Annotated in this window: 13 protein-coding genes; 9 read left to right on the top strand and 4 right to left on the bottom strand. The window is 64.8% G+C overall.

Annotation, left to right across the window (positions count from 1 at the left end):
• Positions 1–56: 56 nt before the first annotated feature.
• Complete coding sequence (locus AUR64_RS10740) at positions 57–1,823, top strand: nitrite/sulfite reductase (protein WP_058581954.1); 1,767 nt, start codon at positions 57–59, stop codon at positions 1,821–1,823.
• A 216-nt stretch (positions 1,824–2,039) separates the two neighbouring features.
• On the opposite strand, the gene AUR64_RS10735 is transcribed toward AUR64_RS10740, so the two are convergent.
• Entirely contained in the window at positions 2,040–2,702 is a 663-nt protein-coding gene (locus tag AUR64_RS10735) for a TIGR00266 family protein (RefSeq protein ID WP_058581953.1), read from the bottom strand.
• 107 nt (positions 2,703–2,809) lie between these two features.
• On the opposite strand from AUR64_RS10735, the gene AUR64_RS10730 reads away from it, so the two are divergent.
• Both AUR64_RS10730 and AUR64_RS10725 read left to right on the top strand, forming a co-directional pair.
• A complete protein-coding gene (locus tag AUR64_RS10730; protein ID WP_058582690.1) occupies positions 2,810–3,097 on the top strand; it encodes a DUF6360 family protein in 288 nt (95 codons plus the stop codon).
• A gap of 284 nt (positions 3,098–3,381) precedes the next feature.
• Positions 3,382–4,371, top strand: a complete 990-nt coding sequence (locus tag AUR64_RS10725; protein WP_071391267.1) for a DMT family transporter — start codon at positions 3,382–3,384, stop codon at positions 4,369–4,371.
• A gap of 19 nt (positions 4,372–4,390) precedes the next feature.
• Here AUR64_RS10725 and AUR64_RS10720 read toward each other — a convergent pair whose 3' ends face one another.
• Positions 4,391–4,807 (bottom strand): hypothetical protein, encoded by a 417-nt coding sequence (locus tag AUR64_RS10720; protein WP_058581952.1) that lies wholly within the window; start codon positions 4,805–4,807, stop codon positions 4,391–4,393.
• Between the two features lie 148 nt (positions 4,808–4,955).
• Here AUR64_RS10720 and ilvC point away from each other — a divergent pair, with 148 nt between their 5' ends.
• The 4 genes from ilvC to AUR64_RS10700 all read left to right on the top strand — a co-directional run bounded on the left by ilvC (position 4,956) and on the right by AUR64_RS10700 (position 8,321).
• Positions 4,956–6,020 (top strand): ketol-acid reductoisomerase, encoded by a 1,065-nt coding sequence (gene ilvC / locus AUR64_RS10715; RefSeq protein ID WP_071391266.1) that lies wholly within the window; start codon positions 4,956–4,958, stop codon positions 6,018–6,020.
• A gap of 103 nt (positions 6,021–6,123) precedes the next feature.
• A complete protein-coding gene (locus AUR64_RS10710; RefSeq protein WP_058581951.1) occupies positions 6,124–7,083 on the top strand; it encodes an oxidoreductase in 960 nt (319 codons plus the stop codon).
• 151 nt (positions 7,084–7,234) lie between these two features.
• Positions 7,235–7,531, top strand: coding sequence for a CPCC family cysteine-rich protein (locus AUR64_RS10705; protein ID WP_058581950.1), 297 nt, complete (start codon positions 7,235–7,237; stop codon positions 7,529–7,531).
• 160 nt (positions 7,532–7,691) lie between these two features.
• Positions 7,692–8,321: a VOC family protein gene (locus AUR64_RS10700; RefSeq protein WP_058581949.1), complete on the top strand. Its 630-nt coding sequence runs from the start codon at positions 7,692–7,694 to the stop codon at positions 8,319–8,321.
• 82 nt (positions 8,322–8,403) lie between these two features.
• On the opposite strand, the gene AUR64_RS10695 is transcribed toward AUR64_RS10700, so the two are convergent.
• Together AUR64_RS10695 and AUR64_RS10690 are read right to left on the bottom strand one after the other, a co-directional pair.
• Positions 8,404–9,579 (bottom strand): AI-2E family transporter, encoded by a 1,176-nt coding sequence (locus AUR64_RS10695; RefSeq protein WP_205628398.1) that lies wholly within the window; start codon positions 9,577–9,579, stop codon positions 8,404–8,406.
• 125 nt (positions 9,580–9,704) lie between these two features.
• Positions 9,705–10,937 (bottom strand): MBL fold metallo-hydrolase, encoded by a 1,233-nt coding sequence (locus tag AUR64_RS10690; protein ID WP_058581948.1) that lies wholly within the window; start codon positions 10,935–10,937, stop codon positions 9,705–9,707.
• Between the two features lie 146 nt (positions 10,938–11,083).
• Here AUR64_RS10690 and AUR64_RS10685 point away from each other — a divergent pair, with 146 nt between their 5' ends.
• Positions 11,084–11,800 (top strand): HAD family hydrolase, encoded by a 717-nt coding sequence (locus AUR64_RS10685; protein ID WP_058581947.1) that lies wholly within the window; start codon positions 11,084–11,086, stop codon positions 11,798–11,800.
• A complete protein-coding gene (locus AUR64_RS10680) occupies positions 11,797–12,960 on the top strand; it encodes a phosphotransferase family protein (RefSeq protein WP_071391265.1) in 1,164 nt (387 codons plus the stop codon). The genes AUR64_RS10685 and AUR64_RS10680 overlap by 4 nt, the downstream gene beginning before the upstream one ends.
• Positions 12,961–12,972: the final 12 nt, after the last annotated feature.

Genomic DNA, 12,972 nt, shown 5'->3' with positions numbered 1-12,972 from the left:
GGGGATGGTTGACGGGGCAACGACTGGTTTAGGCGTGCGGGCGATACGAGAGTTCAATGCCGACTGACGTGGAGCGATGGAAGTCCGAGGTGTACGGCAACGAGATACGGGAGCGTCTGTTCGAGTTCGCCGAGAAGGGGTGGGAGTCGATACCCGAAGACGAACGCGACGCTTGGTTCGAGCGCTTCAAATGGTGGGGGCTGTACCACCAGCGAAACGGCCAAGAGAGCTACTTCATGATGCGCATCGGGACGCCCAACGGCGTGCTCGAACCCGGACAGGTCCGCGCCGTCGGCGAAATTGCCGACGAGTTCGCCCGTGGTCCGGGCGTCAACCCCGAGTTCGGCGCGGCGTACGCCGATTTCACTACCCGTCAGTCCATCCAACTCCACTGGATTCGCCTCGAAGACATCCCGGCTATCTTCGAGAAACTCGACGAACACGGACTCTCCACCCAGCAAGCCTGCGGCGACTCCTGGCGGAACATCGTCGGCTGTCCAGTCGCCGGCAAGGACAAACACGAACACGTCGACGCGCTCCCCGTCGCCTTGGACCTCCACGACACCTACAAAGGCCACGAGGACCACACGAACCTCCCACGGAAGTGGAAAGTGTCGGTCACCGGCTGCCGCGAAGGCTGCGGGCAGGGCGACATCAACGACCTCGCGTTCGAGCCAGCGACCAAAGATGGAGAGAAAGGCTTCAACATCCGCGTCGGCGGCGGCCTCGCCCGCAACGAACCGCGACTCGCCCGGGACCTCGACGTGTTCGTCACGCCCGACCAGGCTGGCGAAGTCGGCGGCGCGCTCTCGGCGTTGTTCCGCGACTACGGTGACCGCGAGAACCGCTACAACGCCCGCATCAAGTTCCTCGTCGACGAGTGGGGCGCAGAGAAGATGCGCCGCGTGCTCCAAGAGGAGTACGTCGACTGGGAGCTGCCGACCGCGGGCGAAGACCTCCGCGAGGAGTACTCGTACAACTCCGGCTACGCCACCGGCGGCCACTCCGACCACGTCGGCGTCCACGAGCAGAACGACGGCAACTACTACGTCGGCTTGGACGTGCTCGTCGGCCGCATGGGCGCGGCGGACGTGCTCGAACTCGCCGACCTCGCGGACGAGTACGGCTCCGGCGAAGTTCGACTGACCCAGCGCCAGAACGCCATCGTCACCGACGTCCCCGAGGAGAACCTCGACGACCTGCTCGCCGAGGACCTCCTCTCCGACTACTCGCCGGACCCGCACCCGTTCATGCGCGGCTCTATCGCCTGTACGGGCACGGAGTTCTGCTCGCTCTCTATCGTCGAGACGAAGAACCGCCAAGTCCGCTACGCACGCTGGCTCAAGGAGAACGTCGAACTCCCCGAGGGCGTCGAGGACTTCCACATCCACCTCTCGGGCTGTACGGCCTCCTGCGCCCAACCGCAAATCGCGGACGTGAGCCTCCGCGGCATGAAGACGCGAAAGAACGGCGAAGCCGTCGAAGCGCTCGACATCGGCCTCGGCGGCGGGTTGGGCGAGAACCCGCAGTTCGCCGACTGGGTCGGCCAGCGCGTCCCCGTCGACGAGGTGCCCGGCGCGATTGCCAATCTGCTGGCGAACTTCGAGGACCGACGCGAGGGCGATGAGACGTTCCGCACGTTCGTCGAACGCCTCGACGAGGACGAACTCGCAGACCTCATCGAACCCGAGGAGACCGACTACGAGGACCCGATGATGCACAACACGAAGCTCACGTGGTACCCCTACGCCGACGAGGACGACATGGACGACAGTCCCGCGCCCGCGCGCGCTGACGGGACGCCCATCAGTTCCGACGACTAGAACCCACCTTTTACGCTGCGCGGACGGCTTCGCCGTCCGCTCGGTAAAAGCTGTCTTCGCGGTTTCACCGCGAAGGCTTAGCAGACGCGAAGCGTCTGCTCTCGGACCAAAAGCACTCGTCGTTCACTTCGGGCGGCTTCGCCACCCTCCACTCACTCCTCGGCCCGCTCGCTCACTCGCTACGCTCGTTCGCTCGCGGTCGGTGTTCTTGTTCGCTCAGTTCCCGTTACCCTGATACAGAATCATCGGGTCGCGGGTCTGGACCCAGACGCGGCCCTCACCGGAGAGTTTCGTGACGAAGCCCTCGCCGCCGAGCAGCGAGGATTTGATGCTCGAATCCTTCTGTCGGGAGACCGAGAGACCGTCGGTCCACGCGAGCAGGTGGTCCTCGTCGACGACGAGGGGGTCGTCGCCGGTGACCGTCTCTTCTCTAACTGCACCGAACGCCGAGACGAACGCCGACCCGCTGCCGTCGAGTTTCAGCACGGTGAGTTCGCCCGACGAGAAGAAGTTACTCGCGTCGTTGCGGGCGGTGCCGCGTTCGATATCTTCGGTCCACGCGAGCAAGCCGCCGGACTGGACTTTGACGCCCTCGGTGCCGTCGAGGTCGATGTGGGCGATGTCGCCGAGGTAATCCGGCGCGAGCACGACACGCGAGTCGTCGGCTTCGGCTTCCATGAACGTCGTCAGTACCTCGAGTTCGTCGGAGACGGCGCGTTTGAGCATCCCGCCGAGGCCGCCCTCACCGGAGTTCGTCTCCGAGTGAACGGACTCGCTTCGAATGACCATCGACCCGGGGTCGACGCCGACTCGGTCGCCCGCGTCCATGCTGATTTCGAGCGTCGCGTAACTGTGGCCGTCTGCGATTTCGAAGTCCATACCCCCGGGTTTCCCCCAATCGGATAAAAACTTTCAGGCGAGCTAGAGAAGTGGACCAGAGCTGTTCGACCCGTCACGTCCATGTCGGCTCGGACGCAACCACGGGTATGCCAGACCGACTGCTCCGCATCAACGCCTACACCACCTTCGACATGCTCGACGGCGAGGCGCACGGACACGACTTCGACGAGGAGGCGTTCGCCGTGCTCAACGTCACCGCGCCGAGAAAGAACCCCGACGCTGTCACGCTCGAACTCGAACTCGACAACACCCAGTTGGAACATCTCCCGGCGCACGCCGACCGGGTGACGCTCAGTGCCGAGCAAGCACGAACCCTCGCCGGAGAACTGGAGAAGTACGCCGGGCGCGTCGAGGCGGCGGCAGACGACGAGTAACGGCCCGCGAGTCAGGATTTGGGCGGTCACGAAATCCATCGACTGTTAGCCGTTGGCAACGGAACTGTAGGCATGACAAGGACACACAGACACTAGTGCCTGTTTGTCACGCCACGCGACCCCACGTTAGACATATAACCCACGAGAGTGAAAATCGATTCGAGGAACTAAACTGTGTTCGAGCTATTATGTGATATTCGTCATCTGACCGCCCCCCAAGCACGCCCCGGTTCCGACGTTCCAGTCACGAATCACGCTGGCCGTCGGAAACCGGGGGTGCGCCGATGAGTAGCGACCGGACATTCTCACTCTTCGCGGTCGCATCGGTGTTTCTCGGCACTTCCTTCGTCGCCATCAAAATCGGTGTCGCCGAGATTCCGCCGGTGCTGTTCGCGGCACTCCGGTTCGATATCGGTGGGCTGTTGCTCTTGGGACTGGTCGCCGTCGTCTACGACGACTGGCTGCCGCAAACTCGAAGCGACGTGCTCGCCATCCTCGCAAGCGGCGTCTTCGTCGTCGCCATCAACAACGCGCTGCTGTTCGTCGGCCAACAGGGCACGACCAGCGGCGCGGCCGCGGTGATGTACAGTCTGCTCCCACTGCTGTCGCCGCTGTTCGCCGTCGCGTTGCTGCGCGACGAACGCGTTTCGTGGGTCGGCGCAGTCGGTATCTTGCTCGGTCTGGTCGGCGTGTTGGTCATCGTCCAACCGACGCCCGCGATGCTCCACTCGGGCGCGGAGGGACAGGCGCTCATCGCCGTCGCCGCCGTCAGCATCGCACTCGGGAGCGTGTTGATGCGTCGTGCGGAACCGAACCTCGCGACGCTTCCGCTCTCCGCGTGGGCGTTCCTCTTCGGCGCGCTCTGTATCCACGGCGGCAGTCTCGCCCTCGGCGAGTCGACGGCGATTGCGTGGACACCGAAACTCCTCGCCGCCGTCGCCTACGTCGGCGTGCTCGGGACCGGCGTCGCCTACGCCGCGTACTTCCTGCTCATCGAGCGCGCGGGACCGATTCGCGCAAACCTCACCGCCTACGCCGTGCCCGCGGTGGCGACGCTCACCGGATGGCTCGTCCTCGACGAGACGGTGACGGAGACGACCGGTCTCGGCTTCGTCATCATCCTCTTTGGGTTCGCAGTGCTCCAACGCGAACAGGTGGTCGCCGCGTTCGCGCGGGTTGACGAACGCTTCGGTGGACGAGTCGTCTACGAGCGCTACGACGGCTACGAGAGCTACGACGCGTCTCCGGTCGACCACGGCGGCAGCGACGACTGAACAGTCGCTCGACTCGGTCTCACTCCGATTTCCACGCGTCGCTCTCGGCGCGCTCGCGCCACTCCCGTTGCTGTTCTCGCTCCGTGACGTGGTCGAGGCCGTCGACGAGGTCGTCGCGGACGCCCGTCTCGTAGTCGGTTATCTCGTGCAGAAAGTTTCGTCTGAAGTCGCCGACGATTTCGTACGACCAGCGGTCGTCGAGCGCACCTGCGGGCAGATGCCGGTCCCGAAGTTCGTCGGCGAGTTCGTCGTGGCCCGCCGCCCGGAGATGTTCTTCGGCGTCGGCCATGCGGTCCATCGCGTGGCCGAGATGGTGGTGAAAGTCCAGCAATGCGCCGTAGCTGCGATAGACGTACTCGATGCCGAGTTGGAGTTGGTGGAGCGCCTGCCGTTCGGCTTCCGAGATATCCTCGTCGATGTCGCCTGCGTGTGGCATACGGCGGATACGGCGAAATCCAGCAAAGTCCTTGGGCAGGTACACTCACCGACGGCGGGCACGGAGTCGCCGTCCCCGGTCGCGTCAGCGGTCGGTGGTCGTCGGTCTCGGCACGAAGCTATTTGGGCGACTCGGACGCAGAGTGAGCATGGCCGACTCCACCGTCTACGACGAATCGGACGCCGACCTCGACGCGCTTTCCGGGCGAACCGTCGCCATCATCGGCTACGGCAACCAAGGACAGGCGCAGGCGAAGAACCTCCGCGACGCGGGCGTCGAAGACATCGTCGTCGGCAACCGCAAGGACGCCTCGTGGGAGGAAGCCCAAGACGACGGCTTCCCCGTCTACGAGACCGGTGAGGCCGTCTCCGTCGCCAGCGTCGTCTTCCTCTTAGTCCCCGACGAAGTCGCCCCCGCCGTCTTCGAAGAACACGTCGAACCCAACCTCGAATCCGGCGACGTGGTCAACTTCGCCTCCGGCTACAACGTCACCTACGACTACATCTCACCGCCCGACGACGTGGACGTGGTGATGGTCGCCCCGCGGATGGTCGGCGCGATGGTCCGCGAACTGTACGTCGACGGCCGCGGCGCACCTGCATTTCTCGCCGTCGAACAGGATTCGTCGGGTGAGGCGCTCGACGTCGCACTCGCCATCGCTCACGGCATCGGCGCGACTCGGTCGGGCGTCATCGAGGGCGACTTCGAGACGGAGACGAAACTCGACCTGCTGACCGAGCAAGGACTCATCCCCGTCATCGCCAACGCGCTCATCGCCAAATGGGAAGTCGAACGCGAGGCAGGTGCGCCGCCCGAGGCCATCCTGATGGAGCAGTATCTCTCACAGGAACTGAGCCACATCTTCCGGAAAGCCGCGACGATGGGACTCGTCGAACAGATGCCGCTGCACTCGATGACGAGCCAGTATGGCCAGTTGGCGGGCATCGACGAGTTCGACCGCGAGCCGCTCCGCGAGTTCATGCGCGAGAAGATGGACGGCATCGACGACGGGTCGTTCGCCACGGAGTGGACGCTCCAACAGCAAGCCGGCTATCCGAAACTCAAGCGTCTCTACAAGAAGTACCGAGGCCACGAGATGATAGAATCCGAGCAGACGACCATCGACGAGTTCGGCCTCGACGAACTCGACGACGTCGACGATGCAGACGTTGCGACCGAGGACGAAGAGAAGTCCGGCGAATCAGTTGAGTAAACTGACTGAGACGGAGTGAGTCGTCGGCGATTCGAAACAGACCGGACCGGTTACCGTCGCCGACGCTACAACGTTCTTTGCGCTCGAAACCGTACGGTGAGCCATGGCGAGAGACGATTGGACGGCGGCGGAGATGCCGCGACTCGACGGACAGACAGTGGTCGTCACCGGTGCAAACAGCGGCCTCGGCTACCACGCCTCCCGCGCGTTCGCCCACCGCGGCGCGCACGTCGTCATGGCGTGTCGGGACATGAAACGCGGCGAAGAGGCTCGTGGCGAACTCGCGGCCAACCGACCCAGTGGGGCGCTCGAACTCCAGAAACTCGATTTGGCGGATTTGGACTCGGTGCGGACGTTCGCCGAGACGTTCTCGGATATCCACGACCGACTCGACATCCTCTGTAACAACGCGGGCGTGATGGCGATTCCGCGAAGTGAGACTCAAGACGGCTTCGAGACGCAGTTCGGCGTCAACCATCTCGGTCACTTCGCGCTCACGGGACTGTTGCTCGGCGAGATGACCGGCGACGACGTGCGCGTCGTCACCCAGAGCAGCGGCGTTCACGAGGCCGGCGAGATGGATTTCGACGACCTACAGGGCGAGGAGTCGTACGACGAGTGGGGCGCGTACGCCCAGAGCAAACTGGCGAATCTGCTGTTCGCGTACGAACTCCAGCGACGACTGGACGACGAGGGGATAGAGAACGTCCGCAGTATCGGCTGTCATCCCGGCTACGCGGCGACGAACCTCCAGTACCGTGGACCGGAAGCGAGGGGGTCGAAAGTCAGAAAAGCGGCGATGGCCGTCGCCAACACCACGCTCGCGCAGTCCGCCGAGTGGGGGACGCTGCCGATGCTGTACGCGGCCACCGAAGACGTCCCCGGCGGAAGCTACGTCGGTCCCGGCGGCCTGATGAACATGCGCGGCCATCCCGAAGTACAGGAGTCGAGCGAGGAGTCGTACGACGAGGTAGCCGCCGGACGACTCTGGGGCGTCTCCGAGGACCTGACCGGTGTCGAGTACGACTTCGAGTCGCTCGCGGCCGCCCGCGACGCGGAGTAATCCCGGCGACGTGTAGTTGACCGAAGAGGTCGGCCAGAAGATACAACATCCGTTGAATCGTCTTCGAACCGACCGCCGAATCGTCGGCAAATCGTGATTATCTCATTGAAAGTCGGCAAAGATTGATATACTCGGACGTGGACTAATCGGTATGGCTCGACGGCACTCTCGGCTGCGAGGGTTCTGTCCCTGCTGCGGGTTTCGGACGCTGAGCCGTGGCGAACGCGGGTCGTATGACGCCTGTGAAATCTGTGCGTGGACCGACGACCCGACGCAGTTCGACTCGGTGACGATAACCCGCGGCGAGAACCCCGATGCACTCGTCGACGCGTGGCAGAACGTCCGTCAGTTCGGTTGGGCGGGACGCGGACAGCGTCCCGACACCCTCCGAGAACCGACGGCACGGGACCAACGCGACCCCGAATGGCCGTATCGGGAGGCACAGTAACGACCCACGACGGTTCCCCGCTGTAGCGCCCGTAGACGACGGTTCGATTCCGTTCTTTTTCGCGTTCGATGCAGTATCTCCGACCGCTACTGACACGTGCGTAACCGGGTGACGTCGGCGTCAGCGAGTGTATTTCCGTTATCAGCGACTAGAGAGACCCATGAGCGACAACCAGTCCACGACAGACCTCGAAGTCACCGCCGACCTCCCCGACGCGCCGTTTCACACGACGGGCGTCGACCACATCACCTTCGTCGGCAGCAACGTCGAAGACACCGTCGCGTTCTACCGCGACGTCCTCGGCATGCCGCTGGTGTTGAAACAGCCGAACCTCGACGCGCCGCACGTCACACACCTGTTTTTCGACACCGGCGACGGCCGGATGCTGACGTTCTTCGTCGAGGAGGGTCGACAGTCGAACCGCGGCCCGCAGCGCACCCCGCTCGGCGGCGTCCACCACGTCGCCTTCCAGTTCGAACCGGAGCGCATCGAGGAGATAAAGGACGCGCTGGAAGAACGCGGCCACCACTACAACGAGTTCGACCGCGGTATCTTCCACTCGGTGTACACCACCGACCACAACGGGTTCGTCATCGAACTCTCCACCGACAAGTTCGAGATACCCGACGAACACCGCGGTGAGGTGCTCGCGCTGGCGCAGGCGAAACGCGTCGAGGAAGGAGCCGAGTACGCCGAAGGCAAACACCTGAAGGAAGCGCTGGAAGAACTCGGTCTGCCCGCCGAGAAAGTGAATCTCCCCGACGCCGACTCCGGGTCCGCAGGGCTGTAAGCGGAGGAAAGTCGAAGCGACGCCGGACCCGCTCGGGGTCGAACTCGTCACCCCAGTTCCCGCTATCTCGGAACTCGGAACGTCACCCCGGTTGTGGGTCGCCGCGGTCCGTATCGGTCGCCGAGTCGTCGGGGCGGGTGCGTTCGCGTGGCCGTTCGAACTCGCTGAGCGTCGGCCCGGCCGCCGCGTCCGGTCGGTCGGTCTCCTCGCGGTCCGGGTTGGCGAGCACCGGCAACACCATCCAGACGAAGAAGACGGTGAACACCATGAGTAGCGGGCCGAGGAAGATGCCGTACCAACCGAACAGCGGCGGTCCGAGCAGGTACGCGAACATCACGAGACCGGTGTGCAGCAGTCCCCCCGAGAGGTACGGCCGGATGTACGTCCGAACGACGTTGTCGAAGAGGAGAATCATCACGGCGAGGAAGACGACCGGATACCAAAGCAGCGTCGGGTCGGTGCTGAACGCTTGAAGGGAGAGAACGGCCGCGACGAAGAAGTAGACGATAGACCGGCCGACCAGCGGCACGAGCGTGAACACGCCCGTGATGACGCCGAGTAACACCGCCGAGGGGATGTTCAGCCCACCGGGTGCCACTACGTTAAATCCGGTGTAGATGAGCGACGTGAGCAGCATGACGACGAAGATGGTGAGCGTGTACCCGAAGAACACAGACGTGAGGCCGGCGTCGACGGCGCGGAGGTACGTGTTCGGGAGGCTCTCCTCGCCGAACAGGGTGGTCTCGAACCACGCCGCGATACGTCTGTCCTCGACGAGCAGGAAGTACGCCAGTATCAGCGAGAGAAAGAGGTTGTAGAACGTCGCGCCCACCACCCCGACTACGCCGCCGATGCCGCCGAGGAACGACTGAACCGTCGGGTCTTGAACGAACAGAATCGTCGCGTCGTACACCGACGCGGGGTCGCTCGGGAGTGTCGGGATGTCGAACGGGAGTTGTGAAACCACAGCGTCGACCGGGAAGTTCGCCGCCAACGCGGTCAGTTGTCCGAGTGCGACCAACAGTAGCGCACTCAACAGTGCCACGACGGGAATTACGATGGTCAGAAGCGCCGTCGCCGCAGCGAGACTCCGCGACGGGAGACGACGTTCGAGACGCCGACTGATTGGCCGGCCGACGTAGTAGACGAACAGGCCGAAGACGGCCCATGCGAGATATCGGCTGCCGACGAACGCCAGAAGCGCTACAAACACCAGACTGAGCGCCCACCACCCGAGGTGGTGCCGTGCAGGCCACACTCGAACTTCCCTCGTGGACGAACCTACAGAATCCATGTGAGTAGTTGTCAATGTGGGTAAATAACGTTCTCTTCGTCCGTGCGAGAGGGTCAGATATCGATGTACATCGGACGTGGTGTGAGGCGTCAGTAGACGACCGTCTCACCGAGTTCCGGCGCTGTCGCGTCGAAGTCGTCGGTGCGGAGTTCCTCGGCGAACGCCTCGCAGCGGTCGCCGTGGTTGACGAACAGTTTCGAGTCTCTGTACTCGTCGAGCAGCGAGCGGAGGCCGTCGGCGTCGGCGTGCGCCGAGAAGTCGTAGGCTTCGGTTCGCGCGCTGACCGACATCACGCGGCCGTCTATCTCGGCGGTTCCCGTCTCCAAGAGACTCCGTCCGGGCGTCCCCTCGACTTGGTAGCCCGTCATGGCGATTTTGTTCACCGGATTCTGCCGGATTTCCGGGATATACGTCATCGCCGGGCCGCCCGAGAGCATCCCCGAGGTGGTGATAATGACCGTGTTCTTGCGGGCGATACGCTTGCGTTGGCCGTCTCTGCCGGTGACGAACCGCGCGTTCGACTTCGCGCGGCGGAACGCGTCGGCGTCGCGGAGAAATTCGGGGTAGGTTCGGAGCATCCGAGTGACGCGTTGGCCCATCCCGTCGACGTAGCAGTCGATGTCGTGGGCCGCACAGACGAGCATCAGTTCCTGCGTGCGACCGATGGCGAACGCCGGGACGACGACGGTGCCGCCCTCCCAGAGTGTCGTCTGCACCGAGTCGACGAACCGCTTTTCGACGTCGGCGCGGGGGTCGTGGTCGACGTCGGAGTACGTGCTCTCGCAGACGACGACGTCGGCGTCCGGGCGGGCGGTCGTCCCGGAGACCAGTCGTTGCGAGTCGGTGTGGAAGTCGCCCGTGTAGAGCAGTCGCGTCTCCCCGTCGTCGACGAGAACGTGCGCGCTGCCGGGGATGTGTCCGGCGTTGTAGAACGTGATGTCGTGGCCGGCGGCCTCGAACGTCTCGCGGTAGCCGTGAGTTTCTGCGACTTCGGTGACGCGCTTGAGGTCGTTTTCGGTGAACGGACAGCCGTAGGTCCCACCGTGCAGTTTGAGCGTGTCGCGCGCGAGCGTCATGGCCAGTTCGTACGTCGGCGGCGTCCAGTGGATGGGCGGGCGAGCGTCGCCGGAGAGAAGGGTGGGAATCGCACCGACGTGGTCGAGGTGGCCGTGAGAGACGACGACGGCCTCGGGGTCGACCGACCCGACGGGAAACTGCGGGGGGTTGCCCGTCAGCATCCCGTAGTCGAGGAGGAGGCGGTCGTTGACGAGGATGGCGCTGCGGCCCACCTCGCGCGTCCCGCCGAGAAACTGGAGTTTCATTGGCGTCGCTAACGGGTAGGGCGGTTTGGGTCCGTCGGTTCGGGGCCGCCGATTCCAGTCGGACGAGACGTCGCTCGGGCCGATTCGCCGTCTGCGGCGTACTCACACGGCGAGGGTGTTTTGTTCGGTTCGCACGTACGAAACTCGTGACCACCATCGACGCGGTGTTGTTCGACCTCGACGGGACGCTCTGTCGACAGGACCAAACCGGCGACAGCATCTACTACGGCGCGTTCGAGCGGGCAGGCGTCGACGCGTTCGGCGAACCGTCGGACCTCTGGGCGGCGCTGGACGGCCCGCCGGACCCCGACGACCAACTCGGCTATCTCGCCAGCGGCTTCACCGTCGTCGCCGCGCGGTACGGTCGCCCGTCCGTCGACGCGGACGCGTTGGCTCGCGGCTTTCTCGACGTGGTCGACTACTCGAAGGTGTCACTCCATCGCGGCGCGACGACGGCGCTTCGGCGGGCGCGTGAGGCCGGGTCGGTCGGCCTCGTGACGAACGGCCCCGAGTCGCGACAGTCGGTCAAACTCGACTCGCTCGACCTGTTCGACGCGTTCGACGTCGTCGTTTACGCGGGTGACCTTCCGCGGCGGAAACCGCACCGTGACCCGTTCGACGCTGCTATCGACCGTCTCGGCGTCGCTCCCGAATCGACGCTTCACGTCGGCAACTCGCTGCAGTACGACGTGGCGGGCGCACAGGGGGCGGGACTCCAAGCGGCGTGGTACGCGGGCGAGGGCGGCGGCGGCGATGGCGACGCAGAAAACGAGACAGCGCAACCCGACCCCGGCGACTACCGCCCCGAGTACGTGTTCGTCTCGCTGACCGACCTGTGTACGTTGCTCGACGGCGACCGATGACGGAGAACACGGACGAACGAGGTCACGAGACCACGTCGACGGACGCGGCAACCAACACGACCGACGAAGTTCTCGAACTGTTGGCGCGAGAGTTCCCCGACTGGACCCCCACGGAGCTACGCGCGGCGAGAAACGGCAATCACAAGCGGACGACGCTGGTGACGCTGTCGAACGGCTGCGACGTGGACAACGCGGTAGCGGCGGAAAACGGGCGCGGCGAAGGTGGACACGACGATTGGTGCCGCTGGAACACTTCCGAAGCGACGGAGCGGGCGACGACACCGAACGCTGTCGTCGTCCAGTTCACCGACGACGTGGCGGCGTTTCGGACCGAGACGGAACTCGCTCGCGCCGTTGGCGAGCGGACGTCGGTTCCCGTCCCGCAGCAGTACGCGACCGGTCGGGTCGGCGAGCGAGCGTACGCCGTGGTCGAACGCGCACCCGGCGTGGATTTGCACCGACGCTTCGCCGGGTTCGACGCCGAGACGCGACGTCGACTCGCGCGGACCTTCGGTCGGTATCTCGCCGAACTCCACGAAGCGTTCACGTTCGAGGGATACGGACCGCTTCGATTCGAAGCCGAAGGCGACGGGTCGGGGGGTCGGTTTCGGGCCGTCGAGGCCGAGGGCTGGCCCGAGTGGTTCCGTGAACACGCCCGCGACGGCGTCGCCGCGCTCCCGTCGGCGTTCGACGCGCATCGGTCGGTGCTTCTCGACGCCTTCGAGAACGCGACGCTGCCCGCTCGTCCACCAGCGACGCTGTATCCGTGGGATCTTCGCCCCGGCAACGCCGTCGTCAGCGAGCGACGAACGGGCGCGACGAACGGGTCGACGCCCGCCCACGACCACGAACTAACCGCCGTACTCGACTGGGGTGGCCCGCTCGCGGCCGCACCGGGACTCGCGGTGGCGAAAGTCGAACATCTGGTCGCCGACTGGTACGTCACCGACAGCGAATCGCTCCGAGAGGCGTTCAGGACGGGTTACGATTCGGCCCGGCCGTATCCGTCGGTGCCGCGAGCGTACCGACTCGCGGCCGTCGTCCGGTCGGCTGTCGACTCGAAAGGGGTCGTCACCCGGCCTCGGTACCCCGAACTCACCGGCGACGACGCCGTCGGGTTCCATTGCGAGCGACTTCGCGAGTGGGTGGGCGACAAGTAACGCACATCTCCG

Origin of the sequence: Haloprofundus marisrubri (assembly GCF_001469955.1) — an archaeon.
GTDB lineage: Archaea > Halobacteriota > Halobacteria > Halobacteriales > Haloferacaceae > Haloprofundus > Haloprofundus marisrubri.
The sequence above is the reverse complement of the archived record's forward strand: the minus strand, read 5'-3'. Positions and strand labels throughout refer to the sequence as shown.

Bases quoted from the DNA above. Each gene is read 5' to 3' on its own strand.
- AUR64_RS10740 (WP_058581954.1), top strand. From the start codon at position 57: ATGCCGACTGACGTGGAGCGATGGAAGTCCGAGGTGTACGGCAACGAG.
- AUR64_RS10735 (WP_058581953.1), bottom strand. From the start codon at position 2,702: ATGGACTTCGAAATCGCAGACGGCCACAGTTACGCGACGCTCGAAATC.
- AUR64_RS10730 (WP_058582690.1), top strand. From the start codon at position 2,810: ATGCCAGACCGACTGCTCCGCATCAACGCCTACACCACCTTCGACATG.
- AUR64_RS10725 (WP_071391267.1), top strand. From the start codon at position 3,382: ATGAGTAGCGACCGGACATTCTCACTCTTCGCGGTCGCATCGGTGTTT.
- AUR64_RS10720 (WP_058581952.1), bottom strand. From the start codon at position 4,807: ATGCCACACGCAGGCGACATCGACGAGGATATCTCGGAAGCCGAACGG.
- ilvC (WP_071391266.1), top strand. From the start codon at position 4,956: ATGGCCGACTCCACCGTCTACGACGAATCGGACGCCGACCTCGACGCG.
- AUR64_RS10710 (WP_058581951.1), top strand. From the start codon at position 6,124: ATGGCGAGAGACGATTGGACGGCGGCGGAGATGCCGCGACTCGACGGA.
- AUR64_RS10705 (WP_058581950.1), top strand. From the start codon at position 7,235: ATGGCTCGACGGCACTCTCGGCTGCGAGGGTTCTGTCCCTGCTGCGGG.
- AUR64_RS10700 (WP_058581949.1), top strand. From the start codon at position 7,692: ATGAGCGACAACCAGTCCACGACAGACCTCGAAGTCACCGCCGACCTC.
- AUR64_RS10690 (WP_058581948.1), bottom strand. From the start codon at position 10,937: ATGAAACTCCAGTTTCTCGGCGGGACGCGCGAGGTGGGCCGCAGCGCC.
- AUR64_RS10680 (WP_071391265.1), top strand. From the start codon at position 11,797: ATGACGGAGAACACGGACGAACGAGGTCACGAGACCACGTCGACGGAC.